This window comes from Glutamicibacter sp. MOO4 (assembly GCF_056934395.1).
Window position 1 is genome coordinate 71,288 of record NZ_CM167800.1, and the last position, 22,720, is coordinate 94,007.

Below are 22,720 nucleotides of genomic sequence, written 5' to 3' on the forward strand. Positions count from 1 at the left end.
CCTCAGATAGCGAGAGCTGAAACGGTCGCTGGCCAGATGCCGCACCGGAGAACTCGTCCGTCGCGGGCGCTGTCTGTCGGTTGCATTTTCGCAAAATCGTCCCGAAAGGACCGAAAGCCACTATGGCCAAGATGATTGCATTTGACGAGGAAGCACGCCGCGGACTCGAGCGCGGACTGAACACCCTCGCTGACGCGGTAAAGGTAACCCTCGGCCCACGCGGCCGCAACGTCGTATTGGAAAAGAAGTGGGGCGCCCCTACTATCACCAACGACGGTGTGTCCATCGCTAAGGAAATCGATCTCGAAGATCCTTACGAGAAGATCGGCGCAGAGCTGGTCAAGGAAGTTGCCAAGAAGACTGACGATGTTGCCGGTGACGGTACCACCACCGCAACCGTACTTGCTCAGGCACTGGTCAAGGAAGGTCTGCGCAACGTTGCTGCAGGCGCTGACCCAATCGCACTGCGCCGCGGTATCGACAAGGCTGTAGAAGCCGTCACCGCTGAGCTGTTTGCTGCTGCTAAGAAGATCGAGTCCAAGGAGCAGATCGCTGCTACCGCTTCGATCTCCGCAGGCGACACCGAAATCGGTGGCCTGATCGCTGAAGCTCTCGACAAGGTCGGCGAGCAGGGCGTTATCACCGTTGAAGAATCCAACACCTTCGGCCTGGAGCTGGAGTTGGCAGAGGGTATGCGCTTTGACAAGGGCTACATCTCGGCTTACTTCGTCACCGACACCGAGCGCCAGGAGACCGTTCTTGAGGATCCATACATCCTCATCGTGAACTCCAAGATCTCCTCGGTTAAGGACATGGTGACCCTGCTGGAGAAGGTCATGCAGTCGAACAAGTCGCTGCTGATCATCGCCGAAGACGTTGAAGGCGAAGCGCTGGCTACCCTGATCTTGAACAAGATCCGTGGCCTGTTCAAGTCTGTTGCTGTTAAGGCTCCAGGCTTCGGTGACCGCCGCAAGGCAATGCTCACCGACATCGCACTGCTTACCGGTGGCCAGGTTGTTTCCGAAGAAATCGGCCTGTCCCTAGATAACGTAGGCCTCGAAGTTCTAGGTACCGCCCGCAAGGTCGTTATCACCAAGGACGAGACCACCATTGTTGAAGGTGGCGGCGAAGCCGACGCAATCGAAGGCCGCAAGGCTCAGATCGCAGCCGAGATCAAGAACACCGACTCGGACTACGACCGCGAGAAGCTGCAGGAGCGCCACGCAAAGCTCTCCGGCGGTGTTGCTGTGCTGAAGGCCGGCGCTGCAACCGAGGTTGAGCTCAAGGAGCGCAAGCACCGCATCGAAGACGCCGTGCGTAACGCAAAGGCAGCCGTTGAAGAAGGCATCGTCGCCGGTGGTGGCGTTGCATTGATTCAGGCTGGTGCTGCTGCATTCGCCAAGCTTGAGCTGGAAGGCGACGAAGCAACCGGCGCGAACATCGTTCGTGTTGGCATCGAAGCTCCACTGAAGCAGATTGCACTGAACGCTGGCATGGAGCCAGGCGTTGTCGCCGACAAGGTCAAGGGCCTGCCTGCTGGCCACGGCCTGAACGCTGCAACCGGTCAGTACGTGAACCTGCTTGAAGCTGGCGTCAACGACCCAGTGAAGGTAACCCGTTCGGCACTGCAGAACGCTGCTTCTATCGCTGGCCTGTTCCTCACCACCGAAGCTGTTGTTGCAGAGAAGCCAGCACCTGCTGGCTCTGCCCCAGCTGGTGGCGATGACATGGGTGGCATGGGCGGAATGGGCGGCTTCTAATAAGCCCCCTGCTGCAGATGTAGCGCATTAACTAAGCTGATGGCCTGGTACCCACAAGGTACCAGGCCATCAGTTTCTTAACCAGCGCAAAACAAGTGCTAGAGCCAGGTGTGGAGCAAATTCAATTCCCGGTTCAGGTTGGCACGAGCAGCTAATTCCCAAAGTTCGCGTCCGTCTTGCGTACCGTAGATTGAAGCCTTGGACACCAGGGCCGAGAGAATCTTGATGCGCCCGGCAGCCAGCACGCTTTGTGGCAGGTGCGCATATTCTTGATAGATCGCCTGAGCATAGCGTTCATAGGCCGGCTGGGGCCGGGCCAAAACTTCTAGATCTGCGTCGCACAGAATCCGTCCCAGGACGTTAGACTCAGCAGGATCATGGCTAGCGGTGAGCATCACCAGTTCGCTGATTCGGGCAACCGAGGCGGATGAGAGTATGCCCTCCAAGAGTTCACGGGCGAGCACCGCAGACTTAAATTCATCTTCGCTTGTGCCGTCGTAGACCGCATCGTGGAACCACGCAGCCAACTGCAGTTGCATCAGTTCTTCACTGTGCACCTTGCCCTTAGCCAGCTGGTCAATGGCTTCGAGCACAGAGAGCAGATGAACGCGGTCGTGATAGTAGCGATGGGCTTGGGACCACATTTTCAGTAGTTCCTTACCCATGCGCGGTTCGGTGGGTAGGGTGTGAGCCCAGCGACGTAGCAAGATACCATCGAGTTTTTCTGGACGATACTTGGCTGGGATGCGTAATCCTGAAGAGACCAGGGTGCGCACTAGCTGGCCACCGCTGACCTCTTGTGCGCCTGCCTGAACCAACTGCGCGTAACGTTCCTGAGGAACGTCGTAGTGGTCCTTGTCGAACGCCCTAGAAGAGATTTCTTGGTCTTTGGCGAATTCGTGGAGCTCTTTGAGGGAGCGATCCGAAACCAAATGGGAAAAGAGCGTACCGTGCGCAGGCCAACGCGGCGGGTCGATCAGAATACTCATGGACTAAGCCTACTGATCAACCAGCCGCGTTGTTGCCACAGGGCTAGTAGCGGAACAGCGAGGTGTTGACCTGCTCCACTTCCTCGTACTGCATCGACGCATGATTCAGGGCCGCAGCAATACTGCTCAGCGCTTCTTCAATTTGCACATGGGTGGAACGCCATTCAACAACGATGGACTGGAATGATGCGGCAGCAGAACCCTGCCAAGTGCTCTGTAGTTGGTCTAGATTCATTTGCATCGTCGAAACTTCATGACGTAAACGATCAATGGTGTTCATGACCGCCTGCGATTTGACCTGCATCTCACCGGTATTGGTGGAGAACGTGCTCATGGAATTCATCCTTTCCTTGATGGCTGTGTCGGTTAGTCGATGCAACCAAACTAGAAAGGATCCTGCCTGCGCTGTGCGGTAGCGGTGCTGAATGTGGATAAACCTAGCCCTGAAGGTTATGAGCCGGTTGAGTTTTCGTCGTCGATCTCTGGTTCAGGGCGTTCAACTACGGGGACGTACGGCATCGAAATCGACATGGTCGCACCGCCACCAGGAGTATCGGAAAGTGCCACAGAGCCACCATGTTGCTGCACGATCGCGGCAACGATGGCTAGACCTAGTCCCGAGCCTCCAGTTTCTCGCTGGCGGGAGCTGTCGGCACGGTAGAAGCGCTCGAAGATACGCTTGGCATCATCGGGAGGAATGCCCGGCCCATGGTCGCGAACTTCAACCACCGCATCCATGGCACCAGCCACCAACGACCGGACGCCCACGGCAATCTCAATCGGCGTGCCCTCAGGGGTGTAGCGCAGTGCGTTGGTGATCAGGTTGGCGATGATCTGGCGGATTCGTGCGTCATCACCCAGCGTGCTAGCCGGGCTGGGGCGCTCGGTAGTTAGACCCACGAGCTTCACCGTTCGATCCGGTGCTCTCACCTTGGTGTCTTCCACCGCATCTTGGCCAAGAACCAGCAAGTCCACCGATTGCTTCTCCATGGGGCGCTGCTCATCAAGTCGGGCCAGCATCAACAGGTCTTCGACCAGTCGGGCCATGCGTTTGGATTCAGCTTCAATGCGGCCCATGGCCGAGTCCATCGCCTCAGGATCAGCCAAGCCACCGTAGCGGTAAAACTCGGAGTAGCCCTGAATGGTCACCAGCGGAGTGCGCAACTCATGAGAGGCGTCCTGAATAAATCGGCGCATCTTGCGTTCCGAGGCTTCGCGGTCCAGGAAGGCCTTTTCAATTTGCGCCAGCATCGCGTTCAGCGAGCGGGAGAGCCGGCCGACTTCGGTTTCTGACGGGTAGTCCTTCACACGCTGGGAGAGATCACCATCGGCAATCATCGAGGCGGTGCGCTCCACATTAATCAGCGGTCGCAGAGACCTGCCGGTGAGCCCGTAGGCGATCATGGACATCAAGAGGGCTGCAAGCATACCGGTTGAAAGCACCAATACGGCGGTTTGCCGCACCGTGGTGTTCACATGATCCAACGGAAGAGCCAAGAATAGGTTCAGATTGCTGCTCTGTAAGGGCACCATCATGGTGCGCCACCCTGCCGAGTTGCGATAGCTACCGGGCACGGTGGAGGGCACCAGAGGATGTTCTGCAAGCTTCTGGACCTCTTGTGGATCCAGTAGCGGTTGATCGGAGCCGTTGGTCGGTGCAACGCGCGATCGAGGCATCACGTACACCAGCGTGCCATCGGCATCGCGGATGTCGGCATATGAGCTATTCAGACCCATCAAGGTTGGGTCAAAATCGGAGCTTGTACCGTCTTCGTTCAGCGAATGAACGTAGGCCTTGTTAAGCCCGTAGGCCATCGTGGGCCACGAAGCGTTGAGCTGAACGTCGATTTGCTTGGTCATCGAAATCCTCAGCGTGTGTGCTGAGCTCAGCGCGGTGGCAACGATGGCGAAGACCATCAGCCCGAGCATGACGATGACGAGCTTGGTCCTCATTGAGGTACGGCGCCAATGGGCCCGGATCGACTTCATATGCTGACCTTACAAGCCCTCTTTACTACTCGAAGAATTCCTAGCGACGATCTGGGGTGCGCATCAGGTAGCCCACGCCACGCTTGGTCTGAATCAGTGCAGGCCATTCAGGGCGGTCAACCTTGCGACGCAGGTAGGAAATGTAGGATTCAACGATTGATGCGTCTCCGTTGAAGTCGTACTCCCACACATGATCCAGGATCTGTGACTTGGAGAGCACGCGGTTAGGGTTCATCATCAGGTAGCGCAGCAGCTTGAACTCGGTAGGGGAGAGGTCAATAACCTCACCGGCGCGAGTTACCTCATGTGCGTCGTCATCCAGCTCAAGGTCGGCAACCACGATGGTGGCGCTTTCTTCTTCGCCGTTGGAAGTGCGGCGCAGTACCGCACGGATACGCGCGACCACCTCGTCCAGGCTAAATGGCTTGGTGACATAGTCATCGCCGCCAACGGTCAAGCCGGTGACCTTGTCGCTGGTGTCATCACGAGCGGTGAGGAAAAGAACGGGGAAGTGGCGGCCGGCGGCACGCAGCTTGCGGGTGATGGTGAAACCATCCATGTCTGGAAGCATGACATCAAGAACTGCAAGGTCTGGTTCGTCTGCTTCTACGGCAGCTAGTGCCTCGCGACCATTGGCAGCGGCAACAACCTCGAAACCAGCGAAGCGCAGCGAAGTGGAGAGAAGTTCGCGGATATTTGGTTCGTCGTCAACTACAAGAAGTTTTGCTTCAGTCGGTTTTGCACTCATGAACTCCAGTTTGCACAAGAAGTCTGGGAGCTAGCTGAGCGAGAGCTGATTCTGTTTTTTAGGTGTTGCGTCGTTTGACGATATTGCCTATGACAACAACGATGCCCAGGATAAAGGCCAGCGGAAGGCCCCATACGGCGAAGGCCATCACTAAAGCGGGGATAGCGATGTTCTGAAAATAAAGAACGAGCGTGCCAATCAATGCGAGAGCCGAAAGTAGGGCGATGATGATCGCCAAACGTGAAATGACCGTCATAGTTTTGGATGTAGTGCTCACAACCTCTAGCTTAGCGTCGTTCAGGCACAGGCAACGCGTAAAGCAATCCCAAAGCGCACAAAGATGAATTGTGCGCGGTAGATGACATAATCTTAGATAAAGGACTTGAAGCGATTTCGTAGGTTGAGTACCCGGCAAGAAGCGAAGAAGAATCCCGGCTGTGACTCCGCGAAATCCTACGAATGAAAATGCATAACGTAGGGCAGAGCTCGGTTATGCAACTTAGCTAAGAACGAACGAGGTAAGTGATCATGCCTAGCGGCAAGGTTAAATGGTACGAAAAGGCCAAGGGCTTCGGTTTTATTACCGCAGAGGATGGCAAAGAGATTTACGTCAACGCGGCCGCGTTGCCTGAAGGCGTTCATGATCTGCGCCCCGGTACTCGTTTGGAGTTCGGTGTGGCTGACGGACGGCGTGGCCCGCAGGCACTGAGCTTGCGGTTGCTCGAACAGGCCCCTTCAGTGGCTCGCGCTAAGCGCAAAAAACCGGAAGCTGAAGCCGTCCTCATTGAGGATCTGATCAAGCTGCTCGACAACGTTTCCAATAGCTTGCACAAGGGGCGTTATCCTGAACAGGCATATGGCAAGAAGGTTGCTACCGTACTTCGTGCGGTAGCCGACGATCTGGACGCATAAATAATGGCCCGTAAACCTAAGTTGGACACCATCCTCGCCGACGCAGTAGAACCTGCTCGTGTCGCGCTGGCAGAGATTGCTAGCGCGTCCGAAATCGGCGAATACCTCGGGGTGACCGCCGAAGGCGAGCGACTTGTCACCCATCGATTTGTCTCCTATAAAAAGGGATATCAGGGATGGACTTGGTTCGCTACTGTCGCCCGGGTTCCACGGGCTAAGGCCAAGGACCTCACGGTATGCGAAGTTGGCATTATTGCCGGTGAGGGTTCTTTGTTAGCCCCAGCCTGGGTTCCATGGGCTGACCGCTTGGCTAAGGAAGAAATTGAAGCGGCCAAGGCAGCAGACGCTGCCGAAGCCGCCGGCGAGTCCGCTGAGCAAGTGCCGGCATCGGATTCCGAGGAGCCATCACAGCCGCAGGCGGACAGCGAATCAGCTGACCAGGAACGCGCTGATCAAGAACCAGCTGATGATGACGCGGAACAGGATGATGACGAGCTTCAGCCGCATAAGTCGCCGGCTCGACGTCAGGTTCGTCGTCGCAGGACCGCGCAACGCACCGCGGCACGCCGTCGCGCTGCCCAGCGTAATCGCACGCGCAAAGACAGCTAACACTTAATAAAAGAAGCGGGAGCTTCGAAGAATTGGTCTAAACCGATCCTTCGAAGCTCCCGCTTCTTTGTCTGCTTCTTAGAGCTGCTCGATGACGTAGTCAATGCACTTAAGCAATGCCGCCACGTCACTTGGCTCAATGGCAACAAAGGTTGCGATGCGCAGCTGGTTGCGACCGAGCTTTCGATAAGGCTCAACGTCAACCACACCCTTGGCGCGCAACGCCTTGGCGATAGCCGAAGCATCTACCGAGTCGTCAAAATCAACGGTGGAAATAACGTTCGAACGGTGTTCAGCCTTGGCCACGTAAAGCGAGGCGATCTCTGATGCCTCGGCCCAAGCCTGTATCAAGCCTGCGGATTCTGCGGTGCGCTGCGCGGCCCACTTCAGTCCACCATTGGAGTTGATCCACTTGATCTGTGCGTCAAGACCAACCAGCGTGGTTAGCGACGGGGTGTTGTACGTCTGGTTCTTCAGCGAGTTATCCAACGCGGTCTTCAGATCCAAGAAGTCTGGGATCCAACGATCGGTGGCTGCGATTTCCTCGATGCGGGCGATGGCCGCAGGGGAGACAAAAGCAAGCCACAGTCCGCCGTCTGAAGCGAAGTTCTTCTGTGGCGCGAAGTAGTAAACGTCGGTTTCGGCTAGGTCTACATCCAGGCCTCCCGCGGCGCTGGTGGCGTCAATGACAACCAATGCGTCCTCATTGGCTCCGGCCACGCGCTTGATCGGCGCTGCTGCACCGGTCGAAGTTTCGTTCTGTGGCCATGCGTAAACGTCAACGTCTGCTTCAGCTACTGGCTCAGGAACGGTGCCTGGCTCGCCAACGATGATTGAGGAAGCTGCCAAGAATGGAGCTTTGTCGGTGGCCTTGGCGAATTTGGAACCAAACTCACCGAAAGACAGGTGCTGTGCTTTGTTACGAACCAAGCTGAAGGTTGCGGCGTCCCAGAATGCGGTCGAACCACCTACGCCGAGAAGAACTTCATAGCCTTCAGGGGCACTAAACATCTCTTTGAGCCCGGTCTGAACCGAAGCTACAAGGTTCTTTACCGGTGCCTGGCGGTGGGAAGTTCCCAACAACTTGGACCCGGCGTCGACGATGGCCTGGACCTGTTCTGCGCGAACCTTGGAGGGTCCGGCACCGAATCGACCATCGGCGGGCAGAAGGTTTTGTGGAATTTGGATGTCCGTGCTCATCGCGCTCCTCTTGTAGCGATAGTTTGAAGTGCCTGATAGGCCACCATTACCCAGAATCGGAATATTGAAGGATGGCCTTGGCGTTTCAATAGATATCTTCGCAAATTGCGGGGGCTCGAGGGAAAAGCGAGACGGTCGGTTACGACATCTGCGCGGCGGGTTACATCCGCACACTGTCTGATAGACCAAGTAGAGTGGGCTATTGACGCCACGTAAAAATCGAGCGAACTTAACTGTTGTGACTTCCAGGAGCGGCTACTGTGTCTGATCTTATCGATACAACTGAGATGTATCTTCGCACCATTCTTGAACTTCAAGAAGAAGAGATCGTGGCTTTGCGTGCCCGAATTGCGGAGCGTCTTGGCCACTCAGGACCAACTGTGTCGCAGACTGTTGCCCGCATGGAGCGCGACGGTTTGGTAGTCGTCTCTACTGATCGTCACCTTGCGCTGACTGATAAAGGTCATGAATTAGCAACGGGCGTGATGCGCAAGCACCGCTTGGCTGAGCGTCTACTTTCGGACATGATCGGCTTGGACTGGGAATACGTCCATGACGAAGCTTGCCGCTGGGAACACGTGATGAGTGAACGTGTTGAACGTCGACTCTACGACCTATTGGGTAAGCCAACTGTCTCCCCGTATGGCAACCCAATTCCAGGTCTTGAAGTACTTGGTGGCCCTAGCGTGGCCGAAATCTCGCATGCCGTTCAGAATTTGGATGACGCATTGCTGGCCGGCAACATCGGCCCGATAGCTATCGAGCGTCTAGCTGAGCCGATCCAAACGGACCCAATTCTGCTCGGACAACTGAATGAAGGCGGAATTCGCCCCGGTGCCATTGTCACTTTGGAACGTGCCGACGACTACGTAGTGGTCCGCGTTCAGGGCATCGAAGGCGCACTCGAGCTTCCAGTTGAAGTCAGCGGACACGTGTTTGTTCGGTCTCAAATTTGATAACGAAATTGTAACTTTAGGCGATGCCCGGTAACGTTTATTAGTGGTGTCGTCGATCTGACGTGCATCATCCGCCTCTGTCGCGACCGCCGAGTGTTGCCCTGCGTCAGAAGAAGGTCACGAATATTTGAGGGCAACAACGGGGGACCCAATATTTTGACGTGCAAACGTCTTGGGGTGAAGTTCTGTAATTTACAGGCCGACGCATTTCTCCATAGTCGAACCCGACAGCTAACTTCGTAGGCGTAACAGTGAGAGGAATGTTTTGGTCGAAACCAAGACTGCGGGACGACGTCGCGCTACGGATACCGAGATTGACGTGATTGCAGAGATCACCGCTTCGGCCACCGCGCGGCCCAACGGACGCCGCGCATCACGCGCTGCGACAGCAGCTCCCGCTATCAGCCCGGTTAAGCCGGTGCACGCAGACTTTGTGGGTCGTCGCTTCGACTCCAACCAGCGCTACGGTGTAGCACCCAACCAAAAAGACTTTGCTTCAAAGATCGCCGCGAGCAATGTTGTTTCATTGCCACAGCGCACTGAAACTCAGGCAACGAGCTCGGCTCCAGCTGATGCAGATAGCAACGTAGAGTTCATTGCCAGCGTCAAGACCAAGAGCCGTAAGCCAATTCGTGCCGGCTTCAGCCACAAAATCGCTGCAGTCGCTGCGGTTTCAGGTTTGGCTTTGGCAGTAGTTGCCCCACAGCTTTCGGGCAGCACCGGTGAAGAGGACAAGGCAGTTGCCGCCGAACAGCGCACCGCAACTTCAGCTGTAGTCGACGTCAAGGCTCCTGAGAGCACAACGGAGCTTTCCGTTGAACGCGCTGCACTGTCCTCCGAAGTAAATAAGAAGGTCGCCAGTGAAGAGAAGCTCACTGAGATCATGACTGCTTCGGGTGGCGATGTCACCACGCTCAAGGAAACCGCAGGGTTGCTTGATGCACCAGTAGATAGCCAGCGCATCACTTCGACCTTCGGGCACCGAAAGAATCCAACCGGCGCAGGCTTCATGATTCACAGCGGCACCGATTACGGTGTTGGCAGTGGAACCAAGGTTTACGCCGCAGCAGATGGCGTTGTTGAGGTTGCAGGTTGGGCCGGTCATTCAGGTAACCGAGTCACCCTGGATCACGGCAAGGGCCTGGAAACCGGCTACAGCCACAACAGCAAGGTTTTGGTCAAGGTTGGAGACAAGGTGAAGCGCGGCGATCTCATCGCATTGTCGGGCACTACCGGCAACTCAACCGGGCCTCACGTGCACTTCGAAGTGATCGTTGACGGTCAGTTCAAAGACCCTGCAGGTTGGTTATAACGACGTTCGTCACTATTTCGTGATCAAAACGTGACATTTCAAAAATCATCCTATAGGCTTATATCCGTGCCATGGGGAACCCATGGGCATCTTTGCGTGAGAACCGAGCACTGCCAACACGCAATGAGCAGTTATACACAACTCGTACGGCAGTGGCGGGGGAACCAACATCGGGTCATTAGCTTTGGCTAATAACCCTAGGGGTGAAGTGGAAGAGAAGGAAACTTCAAATCCACCGAGGTAACTCCACTTCGAACCCGACAGCTTACCTCGTAGGTATCAAGGAGAGGCAATATTTTGACCAAGAGTCATGCACATGGACGTCGCCGCGCCGACGTTTCACGCACCAATTCGCTACAGGCGATTTCCCAGGCCGTAGCGTCTAACGCAGGCTCGGTGGGTCGTCAGGCTGCCGTAGTTGCAGCAGCATCCGGTTTGATCGTAACCCTGGGTGTTCCAGGCCAGGCATCCGCACCACGCGACGTTTCGGCTGCGCCGGTTGACACTATCAACCCAGAGCGCGTTGCAGTCAAGTCGGTCAGCGTTGCTGCCGACAAGGACGCTTCAGTAAGCATTAAGCGTGCAAGCTTCACTGCAGAAGAGAAGCCAGAGCCAGTTGTTATCGCAGTTGCTGATGACATCGAGCCAACCACCCGCACCAACGAGTCGTCGACTGCTGCTAAGCCAGCAAAGACCACCGTTGCAAGCGCTTCCTCGACTTCTTCCGATTCTTCGGATTCGTTCGCTCCAACGACTCGTCAGAGCCGTAGCACCGGAACCGCAAAGGCAGCAACCGCTGCTCCAAAGGCTGAGGCGAAGACCGAAGCTAAGGCAAAGACCGAAACCAAGGCTGAGACCTCGGTACAGTCTGCTGGCCTGTCCGGCATCGCTGGCACCGCAGCCAAGTACGCTGGCGTTCCATACGTCTGGGGCGGCAACACCCCAAGCGGTTGGGATTGCTCGGGCTTCGTAAAGTATGTTTACGCACAGAACGGCATCAACATCGCTCGCGGAACCTCGGCCATCCTTGGCTCGGGTCAGTTCAAGCGCACCAGCAGCCCTAAGCCTGGCGACTTGGTATTCCAGAACGGTGGCGGCCACGTAGGTATCTACCTCGGCGGTGGCAAGATGATCGGTGCACAGAACCCAAGTGTTGGTACTTTGGTTCACGATGTATCGCGCAACCCACTGTACGGTTATTACACCCTAGCTGGCTAAATTCAGCTTTACGACGGCCATCGGACGATTCAATCGTCCGGTGGCCTTTGTTAGTTTAAATAGAGTGAACGTAGAACATCAAAAAAGTGAAAAACGATTGATTTCTTCTTCAGATACTCCCAAATCGCCTAAATCTTCGCATAGGCTAGCCGTAGAGACACTCCGATAAGGGCGCGAGCTCCATCAATGCCAGATGGTAGCAATCGGTTCAAGAAGGAAGTACGACACATGCGAACACTGGTATTAAACGCAGGATACGAACCCTTAGCGGTCGTGACTTTTAGACGAGCCCTAGTAATGGTTATGGCTGACAAAGCCACCATTGTTCTCCAGGACGACGATTCTCCAGTTCGCAGTTCCCACGGACAGTTACCCAGACCCACGGTCATTGTTCTCAAACGCTATGTAAGACGCCCCTACCGCGACATGCTTCATGTCACGCGTAGGGGTGTTCTGCGTCGGGACGCCTTTACCTGCGCTTATTGCGGTAAGTCTGCGAACACTATCGATCACGTGATCCCCAGAAGTAGGGGAGGGAAGAATACTTGGGAGAATCTTGTGGCAGCTTGTCTGCTGTGCAATAGTCGCAAGGCCGACAAGATGCTTTCGCAACTTGGCTGGCAGCTTCGCACCACACCACACCGACCACGTATGGGAGGACACCTAGTCTCTGGGCTGCAACATATTGATGCAGCGTGGGATGAGTTCCTTCAAGCCAGCTAAACGGTCAGCTAAAGGCCCGTTTTGGGTTGCCGGGACGAATAGGTTATCCGGCGGCGTTGGCAATGGCGTGGGGCAATACGAATTCACGTAGCAGTGGAGCGATGTCCTCGCGAAGCAAAGCGTCTTTTGGTGCGATCCAGAGAAGTTCTTCAAGCTCTGCTAGGGGTACGAGCTTGCCGTCGTAGTGCGCTGAAAATAGCGAGGCGCGGATGGAAGTGTCGTCTTCATTGGCGGCCGCTCCAATCCATTCACCGTCGAACTTGAGTTCGTCGGGCATGAAGGAGATTCCAAGTTCCTCGCGGATTTCTCGAATGACAGTTTGTAACGGGGATTCCCCGATTTCAGGTTTTCCGCCCGGTTGCATGAACTTGGTAGTGCTACGTTTGCGCACGAGGAGAATTTCTCCTTGGTTGTTGATTAAACATGCCGCTGAGATCGTCAAATTTTTCTTCACTAAAACACAATATCGCGTGAATCCATACGTTAATGGTGGTAACGTGCTTAATTGGATCTCCAACGTTTTTAGTTGTAACTCATAGCGGTCAAATTACTCGCAGTATACAGACCACGTGCTATTTGTTACCGGGATCGCTGGAACAGAAAGATCGATCCATCTACTTTACAGAACAATGGAGTAAAAATGCGACGGGGTACAAATCTAGGCCGCCTGGGTGACTTTAACCAGGCTGTCATTCTCGAGTCGATTCGACGTGCACCTGATGGCATCAGCCGCGTGGAACTGGCAGGTTCAACTGGCCTTTCGCCACAGACCATTTCAAATGTCGTTCGCCGTTTGCTGGATGACGGAATTGTCCGAGAAGACCGCACGATTGTATCCGGCCCAGGTAAGCCTCGCACCGTTTTGGAGCTTGAAGGCAACCGCTTGGTTTCCATTGGTATCCACCTTGATCCTAGCGTTCTCAGCTTCGTTGCGATGAACCTTCGTGGTGAAGTATTGCGCGAGCGTCGCATCGAAGTTCCTAACTTGGAGGTCGCTAACGAGACGATCCAGCTGATGGCCACCACCGTCAAGGAACTTATCGCTGAAATTCGCATTCCAAAGAAGCACATCGTTGGCGTGGGCATCGCAGTTCCAGGTCCAGTCAACGTTGAAGAGGGTATCGTTCTGAACCCACCACTGCTTGATGGTTGGGCTGATGTTGAGCTGGTCAACCCGCTGCGTAAGCTCTTGCGCTTGCAGGTCATCATCGAAAAGGACACCATCGCCTCCGCCGTTGGCGAGCTATGGCAGTCCAAGGAAGAAAAGAACAACGACTTCGTATTTGTTTACTGCGGTCACGGCTTCGGTGCCGGCCTAGTGCTCAATAACGATGTTCACCACGGCGCAAGCAACAACGCTGGCGAAATCGGACACTACTCCACCGGGCACAAGTCGATCATTTGTGAAGAATGCGGTGCTGACGACTGCCTCGCAGCAGGTACCTCGTACGAGTACATTTCTGCCCAGGCCAAGGAACGTGGCCTGGAGCTTCCTACCTACGAAATCGTAGGCCCGGAACAGCGTGCAGAGGGTATGAACCGACTCTACGAACTGGCTCATGAAGGCAACAAGGTAGCCAAGGAATTGGTTACCGGATCCATGACCATGGTCGCTGAAGTTGCAGGTCAGCTAGCCAACTCGTTGGACGTCCGCGAAATCATCTTCGGCGGTCCACAGTGGGGCAAGGTTCGCGAGCTGGTAGAAAACGATGTTCGAGAATCAGTTGAACGCCGATTCGCTCTGCGCGGTGTTCACGAAATCGAAACTCGCACCTCCGAACTTGGCGCCAATGTAGGAGCCATCGGTGGCGCCTGCGTAGTCATGGATGCTTCGCTTTCGCCAAAGGCGACCGCACTCCTGCTTCGCTAGTCTCAAACTTTATTCTCAGCTAAGGGCACGTTCATCATGAACGTGCCCTTAGCTGTTGCCGTGATACGAAAAGAGCCTTGCTACCAGCAATATTGCGGTAGCAAAGCTCTTTATCTTGTGCCCCTGAGCGGAATTGAACCGCTGGCCTACCCTTTAGGAGAGGGTCGCTCTATCCAACTGAGCTACAGAGGCTTGGGCATGAAAACACCAATAACACTATCTTACTAGGATGCTGAGGGTAAATCTCACCCTTGTTCCTACTCAGTACCCTCTCGGATAGCCAAGATCTTACGCTTTAGTGCACGGTTGGCCCTCACCGCTCCGATGCCCAGTACGAGAGCTGCCGTGATGAAGAGTAGAGCCCACCTAACGGTGGTCAAGATGGAAGCTAGAGCCACTAAGCCAGGGCTGAGTTCACCGGTAAACAGGGCATCAATGGCGAAGTTTTCCCAGATATCTATCAGTGCAAAGCCCAATGGGGCAATCCACGCTAACCAACGGGTTTGGCGATTGGGAATCCAACGAATGAACAACAACATCGAGAAGATGGCCGTGAACATCGGGAACAAGAATCCTGCGGTCTTGTGCAGGTAGTTCAACTGTCCGATGGCGTCAGCATTCATCACAGAACGCAGAGCTTCAATATCTGCGACGGTATAGCCAAAGACTCGCTGATCTGGCATGGACAGCGAATCGCTCAAGTCTTTCATCTGCACCATGGTCAGCAGGTGGTAATAGACAAAAAGGGCCAAACCGACAACTAGACCAACGGATATCAGGAGCATCGGATTCGACTGGTTGTCCTGCGAACCGTTCCTTGCCACTCGTGCTGCAACAGGGTTTGTAGCTCTCTGTTGATCATGAGCATTGAACTGACTCGGTTTGCGATACTCTTTAGTTTTCTTGACGTTCTTTGCCATACAGTCCATTATGCCCGTGCTCTAGCTTGCACTTTTCAACGGCCACCGAAAAGTGTCCTAATCGCCACGTAGACTGGCTACATCATGGATTTTCTTTTTGATGATTTCGCTACGGACACTGCACAACCGGACATGCCTACCGCAGAAGAGCTGTTGGTCGGCATGAATCCCCAGCAGGAGGAAGCCGTACGCTATGCCGGTGGCCCCTTGCTTATTGTGGCTGGTGCAGGTTCAGGTAAGACGCGCGTGCTTACGCACAGAATCGCGTACTTGCTGGCTACCGGTCGCGCGCGCCCTCATGAGATCTTGGCGATTACCTTCACCAACAAAGCAGCCGCCGAAATGCGTGAACGCGCAGCGGAATTGATTGGTCAAGACAAAGCGAAAAAGATGTGGATTTCCACGTTCCACTCCTCGTGCGTGCGTATCTTGCGTCGAGAAGCCCCAGCCATTGGGTTGAAGTCCAACTTCTCAATCTACGATTCAACCGATTCCTTACGGCTGATCACATTAGTGGCCAAGTCATTGGAAATCGATCCGAAGCGTTTCACTCCCAAGGCGATCGCTCATAAAATTTCATCGCTGAAAAATGAGCTCATCGACGATGAGGACTACGCCGCGACCATCAACACCAACGATCCGTTCTCGCGAGCTGTTTCCGAGGTTTACCGTGGATACACCCGCCGTATGCGTTCGGCTAATGCCTTGGACTTTGATGACTTGATTGGTCAAGTTGTCTACATGTTCCGAGCGTTCCCGCGACTAGCTGACAGCTACCGCCGCCGCTTCCGTCATGTACTGATTGATGAGTACCAGGACACCAACCACGCGCAGTACTCACTAATCCGTGAACTCACCGGAATCGAGGGGGAGACCACCCCCGGCGAGTTGACTGTTGTTGGTGACTCCGACCAGTCAATTTATGCTTTCCGTGGTGCTGATATTCGAAACATCATCGAATTTGAGAAGGACTATCCGAGCGCCGCAACGATCAAGTTGGAACAGAACTATCGTTCCACCCAGACGATCCTTTCTGCGGCCAACGAAGTTATCAAGCGCAACCCGGACCGCAACGACAAGCGACTGTGGACCGCCAGCGGCGACGGTGAACTGATCACCGGGTACGTCGGTGAATCTGAATCCGACGAGGCTCGCTGGATTGCCGAAGAAATCTTGCGACTTAACGATGAAAACGACGTGCGTCCCGGAGACGTAGCGATCTTCTATCGCACCAACGCGCAGTCTCGTGCCCTAGAAGAGCAACTGATGCGCTTGGACTTGAAGTACCGCGTAGTCGGCGGAACTCGGTTCTACGACCGCAAGGAAATCAAGGATGCGTTGGCCTACCTGCGTGCCTTGGTGAATCCTGATGATGACATCAACGTCCGTCGTATCCTCAACGAACCAAAGCGAGGCATCGGCGATCGTGCCGAAGGCGCAGTGGCCGCCTTGGCTGATCGAGAACGCATCTCCTTTATGGAAGCGCTGCGCCGTTCCGATGAAGCACCTGGTTTGGGCACCCGCGGAATCAAGATGACCGCAGCCTTTGTTTCCTTGATGGATGATTTGCAAACTGTGGCTGAAGGATCAGGACCAGCCGAAGCGCTTGAAGCAGTACTGGAACAAACCGGCTATCTCGAAATCTTGCGTCTATCTACAGATCCGCAAGATGAATCACGGGTGGAGAACCTGGCTGAACTAGTCGCTGTGGTTCGTGACTTCGTTAACGATGATCCTGAAGGTGGTTTGGCCGGATTCTTAGAACGTGTGGCATTAGTCGCCGACGCCGACCAGATTCCGGAAGCGCCCAGTGATGACGAAGGTGCTGCGATGGCTGCGCAGGAAGGCATGGTCACCTTGATGACCCTGCACACTGCCAAGGGCTTGGAATTCCCAGTAGTCTTCCTGACCGGTATGGAACACGGCGTCTTCCCGCATCAGCGTTCAATGACCGACGAGAAGGAACTGGCAGAGGAGCGTCGTTTGGCCTACGTGGGGCTCACTCGTGCTCGTGAGCGCCTGTATCTTTCGCGTGCTGAACAGCGAAGCCTTTGGGGGCAAGCTCAGTACAACCCAGCGAGCCAGTTCTTGGAAGAAATTCCAGAACAGCTCATCGACTGGAAACGCGAGGGTTCCGGTGGCATGGGCTTCGGCTTTGGTAATTCTGCGGTGAATTTCGCCACGAGCAGATATGACCGTGGAACCCATTGGGGTGCTGGCACTTCGTCATCTGCGCCGGCTCGCGGCATGAATGCTGCTCCAGTCTCCAAGCAACGTGTTGTGCAAAATAAGGACATCACCATTCCCAAGGTCGGGCAATCGGTCAAGCATTCCGCGTTTGGCTTGGGAACTGTTCTCGCTTTGGAAGGTGCTGGCGATAAGACGGTGGCAAAGGTGCAATTCCCAGATTCTGAAAAGAGACTGTTATTGCGTTATGCACCTCTTGAAATAGTCGAATAGCCAACCGAGTAATTTAGTTACCTTCGTCACATTAATTTGGTTCTCGGCGGAATTCCCTAGTTTCTCTACGTGTTGTAAAAGTGGGAACTTTGAGAAAGTCGGGATAGTCTGAGAGGTGCGCACGGGCTACGGCGCCTAATGACGTCCGTTTGTTGCGGTGCGCTCTCTTAGGTATGGCATGGATTTCGGTCCGTGGCCATGCCGCGAGTCAGCATGAACTTCGAACGAAGGACACAAACCCGTGGACCTGTATGAGTACCAGGCGCGCGATCTATTTGAGGCACACGGTGTTCCCGTGCTTGCCGGTATCGTCGCTTACACCCCGGAAGAAGCCAAGGCCGCAGCTGAGAAGATCGGCGGCGTAGTTGTAGTAAAGGCACAGGTCAAGGTCGGTGGCCGCGGTAAGGCTGGCGGCGTTAAGGTCGCTAAGACTGCCGATGAAGCTTTCGAGCACGCATCGGCCATTCTCGGTATGGACATCAAGGGCCACACCGTGAACAAGGTCATGATCGCTCAGGGCGCCGACATCGCTGAGGAGTTCTACTTCTCGGTACTGCTGGACCGCTCGAACCGTAACTACCTGGCCATGTGCTCGGTAGAAGGTGGCATGGAGATCGAGGTGCTCGCAGTTGAGCGCCCAGATGCTTTGGCCAAAGTTGCCGTTGACCCAATCGTTGGCATTGACGCCGCGAAGGCTGCCGAGATCGTGGCAGAAGCAAACTTCCCTGAAGAGTTGCGTGCCAAGGTTGCAGAAACCATCCAGAAGCTCTGGGTTGTTTTCAAGGAAGAAGACGCAACCCTCGTTGAGGTTAACCCACTGGTGAAGACCGGCGCCGGCGACATCGTCGCACTTGACGGCAAGGTCTCCCTGGATGACAACGCCTCTGAGGTTCGTCACCCAGCTCACGAAGAGCTGGAAGACAAGGGCGCAGCGGATCCGCTGGAAGCCAAGGCTAAGGCTTCGGGCCTGAACTACGTCAAGCTGGACGGCGAAGTAGGCATCATCGGTAACGGTGCTGGCCTGGTTATGTCGACCCTGGACGTTGTTGCCTACGCTGGCGAGAACCACGGTTCGGTCAAGCCTGCAAACTTCCTTGATATCGGTGGTGGAGCTTCGGCTGAGGTTATGGCTAACGGCCTTGACGTCATCCTGAACGACCCACAGGTCAAGTCGGTCTTCGTCAACGTCTTCGGTGGCATCACCGCATGTGACGCTGTAGCAAACGGCATCGTTGGCGCGCTGAACACCCTGGGTGATGCAGCGAACAAGCCACTGGTTGTCCGCCTGGACGGCAACAACGTTGAAGAGGGTCGTGCCATCTTGGCCAAGGCTAACCACCCGTTGGTCACCCTGGCAGCAACCATGGATGAGGGCGCCGATAAGGCTGCCGAGCTCGCCAACGCAGCGAAGTAAGAGGGATAAGCAAACAATGAGCATTTACCTGAACAAGGACTCCAAGGTCATCGTCCAGGGCATCACCGGCGGCGAAGGCACCAAGCACACCGCCCTGATGCTCAAGGCTGGCACCAACATTGTTGGCGGCGTGAACGCCCGCAAGGCTGGTACCACCGTGACCCACGGTGACCAGGACATCAAGGTTTACGGCACCGTGGCTGAGGCCAAGGCCGAGACCGGCGCTGACGTATCAATCGTCTTCGTGCCACCTAAGTTCACCAAGGACGCAGTCGTTGAAGCTATCGAGGCCGAGGTTGGCCTTGTTGTAGTTATCACCGAAGGTGTTCCAGTACAGGACTCCGCTGAGTTCTGGGCTCTGGCACAGTCGAAGGTTGACGCCGACGGCAACCAGATCACCCGCATCATCGGCCCTAACTGCCCAGGCATCATCACCCCAGGTGAAGCACTGGTTGGTATCACCCCGAACAACATCACTGGCAAGGGCCCAATCGGCTTGGTTTCCAAGTCGGGTACCTTGACCTACCAGATGATGTACGAACTGCGCGATCTGGGCTTCTCGACCGCAATCGGCATCGGCGGCGACCCAGTCATCGGTACCACCCACATTGATGCTCTGGCTGCTTTTGAAGCTGACCCAGAGACCAAGGCCATCGTTATGATCGGTGAGATCGGTGGCGACGCTGAAGAGCGCGCAGCTGATTACATCAAGGCCAACGTCACCAAGCCAGTTGTTGGCTACGTGGCTGGCTTCACCGCTCCTGAGGGCAAGACCATGGGCCACGCAGGCGCCATCGTTTCCGGCTCGGCTGGCACCGCCCAGGCCAAGAAGGAAGCACTGGAAGCTGCTGGCGTAAAGGTTGGCAAGACTCCTTCGGAGACCGCTGTATTGCTGCGCGAAGTTTTCGCAGCTCTCTAAGCTAACGTTTCCAAAACTAATGCCCCGGATCCTCACGGATCCGGGGCATTAGTTTTTTGAGGCCAAGATCGGCCAAATCCAAGAGATGCGTTGAAGCAAAGAGGAGAAGGCTGCGAATGATTTCGCAGCCTTCTCCTCTTTGCTATTCAGTTATTGATCTGGCTACTGCTCGTAGCTGCAGCCAGGGGCAAGCTATGGCTGTGGAGTCATGTCCTTACCGGACGGATTACCATCGGCGATTTCCTGCTGGTAGCTTTCCTCCAAAGCGGGAACCTGCTCGAAGAGTTCCTCAACATCAAGGTCAGGGTTTTCTTCCTGAGTCTTGACCAGCTCGATAGCTTCCTCTTCGGTCGCAACCGAAGGAAGCGAGCCAGGCAGTGGCTTACGTGCTGATTCCTTCAGGAAGCAGACGGCGATAAAGCCAGCTACCGACGTACCCATCACCCAGAACGCTGGTGCCAGCGATGACTGGGTCATGGTGACCAGTGCCTGCATGATAAATGGTGCGAAGCCACCGAAGATCGCTACCGCAAAGTTGTAGGAGATACCCATGCCACCGTAACGCGAGGCAGTAGGGAACAATGCTGGCAAAGACGAAGCCAGGTTGGCGACGTAGAAGGTCACTGGGAAGGCCAACAGGGCCAAGCCCACCAAGGTTGACCAGACAGCGCCGTGCATCATGAACAAGAACGCAGGAATAGCCAGAAGAATTGCGGACACCGAACCGATGAACAGCACCTTACGACGACCAATGGTGTCTGAGAGCTTGCCACCCAGCGGGATGCACAAAGACATACCAACAAGGATCGGTAGGGTCAGCAGGTTACCATGGACCGGGTCATAGTGCAGGGTCTCGGTCAGGTAGGTCGGCATGTAGCTGGTCAGCGCGTAACCAGCAGTGTTAGCGGCGGACACGAGGACGAACCCAGTGAGCAGTTCACGCCAGTAGCTCTTGACCAGGTCAATAACACCCTTAGGCGCATCCGCCGAGTTCTTAGCGTCCTCGCTCGCGCGGTTGGCAGCCTCCTGGGCTTCTTGGAACGCTGGAGTATCTTCAATTTTTGAACGGAACCACAAAGCGATCACACCCAGTGGCAGCGCCACCAGGAATGGTATACGCCAAGCGAAACCTTCCATGACATCTTCAGTCAGGGTCAGCTGGAGGATCGAAACAAAGGCAGCACCAATGGCGAAGCCCATGTAGGAACCGAGGTCCAGCAATGAGGCGTAGAAGCCACGGCGCTTATCTGGTGCGTACTCGGTAATGAACGTAGTAGCACCTGCATACTCGCCACCGGTGGAGAAGCCCTGGATGAGCTTCAAAACAACCAGCAGGATTGGTGCTGCTACACCCCATACCGTGTAATCCGGGAGGATACCGATGCCGAAGGTGGCTAGTGCCATCATCAGTAGGGTGAAGACAAGAATCTTCTGGCGACCAACGCGGTCACCCATCTGCCCCAGAATTACACCGCCCAGCGGGCGGGCCACGAATGTCACGGCGAAGACGCCGAGGCTGAACAAAGTCTGAATTGCTGGGTCGACGGTGTCCGGCATGAACAACTTGCCGATGATCACGGCCAGGTAGCCGTAGACACCAACGTCGTACCATTCCATGAGGTTACCGACGACGGTACCGCCGATGGCCTTCTTAAGCATTGAGTCGTCAACAACGTTGACATCTTCTACTTTTAGACGACGTTTTCTAAAAAACCGTTGCTTGCGTGGATTAGCGGCTTCCATAGCTTCACTCCTCGTATCTTTCTTGATCTTGTCGTTCAGCCGGCGTCTGGGACACTTCGTCAGTGAGTAAAAAATTACTCCGTGCAGTCACAAACAGACACCGGGCGACTCATCGAAATCGATAGATTTCTACTCGAAAAACCGACTAATCCGGGGCTTCGAGTGATGAAACGCTTTAGCGGATAGTTATCTACACTACCAAGTAACCTAATATTTCCCCGAATCGGAGCGTGTCCCACGTCTCATCGACTGAGCCTAATGCGGGACTTGGCACAGCTGACAGACAGGCGAAAACCGTTGAAGGTAATAGGCATGTAAGCGAATTGGGCCGGGACGCACACTGCGGTCTCTTTGCGCCGAAAGTGTGGTGAAGGCCTCTAGATGACACGCCGCGAAAAATCGGCGAAGATTGCTTGATTTGGCTTGTGGCAGCACCTTTTGAGGGCGACCCGGACAGTCCGGGACAGCGGTGTGTTTCTGTGGATACAAGAATGCCCCAAGTGCACCGATTGGGTGTCTTGGGGCAGACAGTGACGATTCTTAGCCTCGTAGGCCAACAGTCGCTTGAGCGTCAGCATCGATTCGTAGGAACGAGGAACCGACAACCGCGAACGCTCCAGGAATCAATAGCATCCTGTGCTTAGGGTTGTAAAAAATCTCTTCGAGCGGAGAAGCTAAAACCTGATGGACTTTTTCCAACAGGCGATCGTTTTCCAAGGACAAACGTTCCTGTCCTGCCTCGATAACCACACGATCTTTTTCAGTACTGACTGATGCGCGCATCCAGTCATCATCGGGGGTACTGATCGTCTCCGATTTAATCAGGGACACGGTTATTACCGCCTTCATCGTTCGTTTCGCCTGAACGAGGAGCCGCTCAGGCCAGTAACCGCTGGGTGCACTATGTGTGGAATAACGCACATCAACCGTCATAACGAATATATCGTGTCTGGCTAGCAGTCGGCCCCTATTCCGAGA

The 22,720-nt window shown here is 55.1% G+C and carries 21 protein-coding genes, 1 tRNA gene and 2 riboswitches; of the genes, 11 read left to right on the forward strand and 11 right to left on the reverse strand.

All coding sequences use genetic code 11. The features are described from left to right. Positions 1–122: 122 nt before the first annotated feature. Positions 123–1,760 (forward strand): chaperonin GroEL, encoded by a 1,638-nt coding sequence (groL, locus tag AC1Z3F_RS00355; RefSeq protein WP_131090336.1) that lies wholly within the window; start codon positions 123–125, stop codon positions 1,758–1,760. A 98-nt stretch (positions 1,761–1,858) separates the two neighbouring features. Here the strand turns inward: groL and AC1Z3F_RS00360 are convergent, their stop codons facing one another. The 5 genes from AC1Z3F_RS00360 to AC1Z3F_RS00380 form a co-directional block, all read right to left on the reverse strand. Continuing rightward, positions 1,859–2,749, reverse strand: coding sequence for a DUF4031 domain-containing protein (locus AC1Z3F_RS00360; RefSeq protein ID WP_131090335.1), 891 nt, complete (start codon positions 2,747–2,749; stop codon positions 1,859–1,861). A gap of 43 nt (positions 2,750–2,792) precedes the next feature. Then, positions 2,793–3,083, reverse strand: a complete 291-nt coding sequence (locus tag AC1Z3F_RS00365) for a WXG100 family type VII secretion target (RefSeq protein ID WP_131090334.1) — start codon at positions 3,081–3,083, stop codon at positions 2,793–2,795. A 116-nt stretch (positions 3,084–3,199) separates the two neighbouring features. Next, on the reverse strand, positions 3,200–4,702 hold the full coding sequence (locus AC1Z3F_RS00370; protein WP_483566286.1) for a sensor histidine kinase: 1,503 nt from the start codon (positions 4,700–4,702) through the stop codon (positions 3,200–3,202). A 76-nt stretch (positions 4,703–4,778) separates the two neighbouring features. After that, the gene (locus tag AC1Z3F_RS00375; RefSeq protein WP_262198406.1) at positions 4,779–5,486 is read right to left on the reverse strand and encodes a response regulator transcription factor; all 708 of its coding nucleotides are present in this window, start codon (positions 5,484–5,486) and stop codon (positions 4,779–4,781) included. 58 nt (positions 5,487–5,544) lie between these two features. Next, positions 5,545–5,763 (reverse strand): hypothetical protein, encoded by a 219-nt coding sequence (locus tag AC1Z3F_RS00380; RefSeq protein WP_262198404.1) that lies wholly within the window; start codon positions 5,761–5,763, stop codon positions 5,545–5,547. Positions 5,764–6,014: 251 nt separating this feature from the next. On the opposite strand from AC1Z3F_RS00380, the gene AC1Z3F_RS00385 reads away from it, so the two are divergent. Then, the gene (locus AC1Z3F_RS00385) at positions 6,015–6,398 is read left to right on the forward strand and encodes a cold-shock protein (protein WP_131090330.1); all 384 of its coding nucleotides are present in this window, start codon (positions 6,015–6,017) and stop codon (positions 6,396–6,398) included. A 3-nt stretch (positions 6,399–6,401) separates the two neighbouring features. Next, positions 6,402–7,007: a DUF3027 domain-containing protein gene (locus AC1Z3F_RS00390; RefSeq protein WP_131090329.1), complete on the forward strand. Its 606-nt coding sequence runs from the start codon at positions 6,402–6,404 to the stop codon at positions 7,005–7,007. Positions 7,008–7,085: 78 nt separating this feature from the next. Here AC1Z3F_RS00390 and serC read toward each other — a convergent pair whose 3' ends face one another. Beyond that, positions 7,086–8,207, reverse strand: a complete 1,122-nt coding sequence (gene serC / locus AC1Z3F_RS00395) for a phosphoserine transaminase (RefSeq protein WP_483566287.1) — start codon at positions 8,205–8,207, stop codon at positions 7,086–7,088. Positions 8,208–8,467: 260 nt separating this feature from the next. On the opposite strand from serC, the gene AC1Z3F_RS00400 reads away from it, so the two are divergent. From AC1Z3F_RS00400 to AC1Z3F_RS00415, 4 genes are all read left to right on the forward strand, one after another. Next, positions 8,468–9,163, forward strand: coding sequence for an iron-dependent transcriptional repressor DtxR (locus tag AC1Z3F_RS00400; RefSeq protein ID WP_131090327.1), 696 nt, complete (start codon positions 8,468–8,470; stop codon positions 9,161–9,163). Between the two features lie 108 nt (positions 9,164–9,271). After that, positions 9,272–9,424: riboswitch (cyclic di-AMP (ydaO/yuaA leader) on the forward strand. Between the two features lie 4 nt (positions 9,425–9,428). Then, positions 9,429–10,475: a M23 family metallopeptidase gene (locus tag AC1Z3F_RS00405; RefSeq protein WP_483566288.1), complete on the forward strand. Its 1,047-nt coding sequence runs from the start codon at positions 9,429–9,431 to the stop codon at positions 10,473–10,475. A gap of 124 nt (positions 10,476–10,599) precedes the next feature. Continuing rightward, positions 10,600–10,769: riboswitch (cyclic di-AMP (ydaO/yuaA leader) on the forward strand. 3 nt (positions 10,770–10,772) lie between these two features. Further along, positions 10,773–11,693 (forward strand): C40 family peptidase, encoded by a 921-nt coding sequence (locus AC1Z3F_RS00410; protein ID WP_483566289.1) that lies wholly within the window; start codon positions 10,773–10,775, stop codon positions 11,691–11,693. A 426-nt stretch (positions 11,694–12,119) separates the two neighbouring features. Then, positions 12,120–12,416: an HNH endonuclease gene (locus tag AC1Z3F_RS00415; protein WP_483566924.1), complete on the forward strand. Its 297-nt coding sequence runs from the start codon at positions 12,120–12,122 to the stop codon at positions 12,414–12,416. Positions 12,417–12,459: 43 nt separating this feature from the next. Here the strand turns inward: AC1Z3F_RS00415 and AC1Z3F_RS00420 are convergent, their stop codons facing one another. Further along, positions 12,460–12,870, reverse strand: coding sequence for an NUDIX hydrolase (locus AC1Z3F_RS00420; RefSeq protein WP_483566290.1), 411 nt, complete (start codon positions 12,868–12,870; stop codon positions 12,460–12,462). Between the two features lie 186 nt (positions 12,871–13,056). Here AC1Z3F_RS00420 and AC1Z3F_RS00425 point away from each other — a divergent pair, with 186 nt between their 5' ends. Next, entirely contained in the window at positions 13,057–14,286 is a 1,230-nt protein-coding gene (locus AC1Z3F_RS00425; protein ID WP_262198393.1) for an ROK family transcriptional regulator, read from the forward strand. 118 nt (positions 14,287–14,404) lie between these two features. On the opposite strand, the gene AC1Z3F_RS00430 is transcribed toward AC1Z3F_RS00425, so the two are convergent. Both AC1Z3F_RS00430 and AC1Z3F_RS00435 read right to left on the reverse strand, forming a co-directional pair. Next, a tRNA-Arg gene (locus AC1Z3F_RS00430) sits at positions 14,405–14,478 on the reverse strand. A gap of 65 nt (positions 14,479–14,543) precedes the next feature. Continuing rightward, a complete protein-coding gene (locus AC1Z3F_RS00435) occupies positions 14,544–15,071 on the reverse strand; it encodes a hypothetical protein (protein WP_483566291.1) in 528 nt (175 codons plus the stop codon). 219 nt (positions 15,072–15,290) lie between these two features. On the opposite strand from AC1Z3F_RS00435, the gene pcrA reads away from it, so the two are divergent. The 3 genes from pcrA to sucD all read left to right on the forward strand — a co-directional run bounded on the left by pcrA (position 15,291) and on the right by sucD (position 19,999). Further along, positions 15,291–17,666 (forward strand): DNA helicase PcrA, encoded by a 2,376-nt coding sequence (gene pcrA / locus AC1Z3F_RS00440; protein WP_483566292.1) that lies wholly within the window; start codon positions 15,291–15,293, stop codon positions 17,664–17,666. Between the two features lie 241 nt (positions 17,667–17,907). Next, complete coding sequence (sucC, locus tag AC1Z3F_RS00445; RefSeq protein WP_131090320.1) at positions 17,908–19,080, forward strand: ADP-forming succinate--CoA ligase subunit beta; 1,173 nt, start codon at positions 17,908–17,910, stop codon at positions 19,078–19,080. A 16-nt stretch (positions 19,081–19,096) separates the two neighbouring features. Continuing rightward, positions 19,097–19,999: a succinate--CoA ligase subunit alpha gene (gene sucD, locus AC1Z3F_RS00450; protein WP_131090319.1), complete on the forward strand. Its 903-nt coding sequence runs from the start codon at positions 19,097–19,099 to the stop codon at positions 19,997–19,999. Positions 20,000–20,191: 192 nt separating this feature from the next. Here sucD and AC1Z3F_RS00455 read toward each other — a convergent pair whose 3' ends face one another. Together AC1Z3F_RS00455 and AC1Z3F_RS00460 are read right to left on the reverse strand one after the other, a co-directional pair. Continuing rightward, on the reverse strand, positions 20,192–21,742 hold the full coding sequence (locus tag AC1Z3F_RS00455) for an MFS transporter (protein ID WP_131090318.1): 1,551 nt from the start codon (positions 21,740–21,742) through the stop codon (positions 20,192–20,194). Positions 21,743–22,282: 540 nt separating this feature from the next. Then, positions 22,283–22,573: a hypothetical protein gene (locus tag AC1Z3F_RS00460; protein ID WP_131090317.1), complete on the reverse strand. Its 291-nt coding sequence runs from the start codon at positions 22,571–22,573 to the stop codon at positions 22,283–22,285. Positions 22,574–22,720: the final 147 nt, after the last annotated feature.

Bases quoted from the DNA above. Each gene is read 5' to 3' on its own strand.
- groL (WP_131090336.1), top strand. From the start codon at position 123: ATGGCCAAGATGATTGCATTTGACGAGGAAGCACGCCGCGGACTCGAG.
- AC1Z3F_RS00360 (WP_131090335.1), bottom strand. From the start codon at position 2,749: ATGAGTATTCTGATCGACCCGCCGCGTTGGCCTGCGCACGGTACGCTC.
- AC1Z3F_RS00365 (WP_131090334.1), bottom strand. From the start codon at position 3,083: ATGAGCACGTTCTCCACCAATACCGGTGAGATGCAGGTCAAATCGCAG.
- AC1Z3F_RS00370 (WP_483566286.1), bottom strand. From the start codon at position 4,702: ATGAGGACCAAGCTCGTCATCGTCATGCTCGGGCTGATGGTCTTCGCC.
- AC1Z3F_RS00375 (WP_262198406.1), bottom strand. From the start codon at position 5,486: ATGAGTGCAAAACCGACTGAAGCAAAACTTCTTGTAGTTGACGACGAA.
- AC1Z3F_RS00385 (WP_131090330.1), top strand. From the start codon at position 6,015: ATGCCTAGCGGCAAGGTTAAATGGTACGAAAAGGCCAAGGGCTTCGGT.
- AC1Z3F_RS00390 (WP_131090329.1), top strand. From the start codon at position 6,402: ATGGCCCGTAAACCTAAGTTGGACACCATCCTCGCCGACGCAGTAGAA.
- serC (WP_483566287.1), bottom strand. From the start codon at position 8,207: ATGAGCACGGACATCCAAATTCCACAAAACCTTCTGCCCGCCGATGGT.
- AC1Z3F_RS00415 (WP_483566924.1), top strand. From the start codon at position 12,120: ATGCTTCATGTCACGCGTAGGGGTGTTCTGCGTCGGGACGCCTTTACC.
- AC1Z3F_RS00425 (WP_262198393.1), top strand. From the start codon at position 13,057: ATGCGACGGGGTACAAATCTAGGCCGCCTGGGTGACTTTAACCAGGCT.
- AC1Z3F_RS00435 (WP_483566291.1), bottom strand. From the start codon at position 15,071: ATGCTCCTGATATCCGTTGGTCTAGTTGTCGGTTTGGCCCTTTTTGTC.
- pcrA (WP_483566292.1), top strand. From the start codon at position 15,291: ATGGATTTTCTTTTTGATGATTTCGCTACGGACACTGCACAACCGGAC.
- sucD (WP_131090319.1), top strand. From the start codon at position 19,097: ATGAGCATTTACCTGAACAAGGACTCCAAGGTCATCGTCCAGGGCATC.
- AC1Z3F_RS00455 (WP_131090318.1), bottom strand. From the start codon at position 21,742: ATGGAAGCCGCTAATCCACGCAAGCAACGGTTTTTTAGAAAACGTCGT.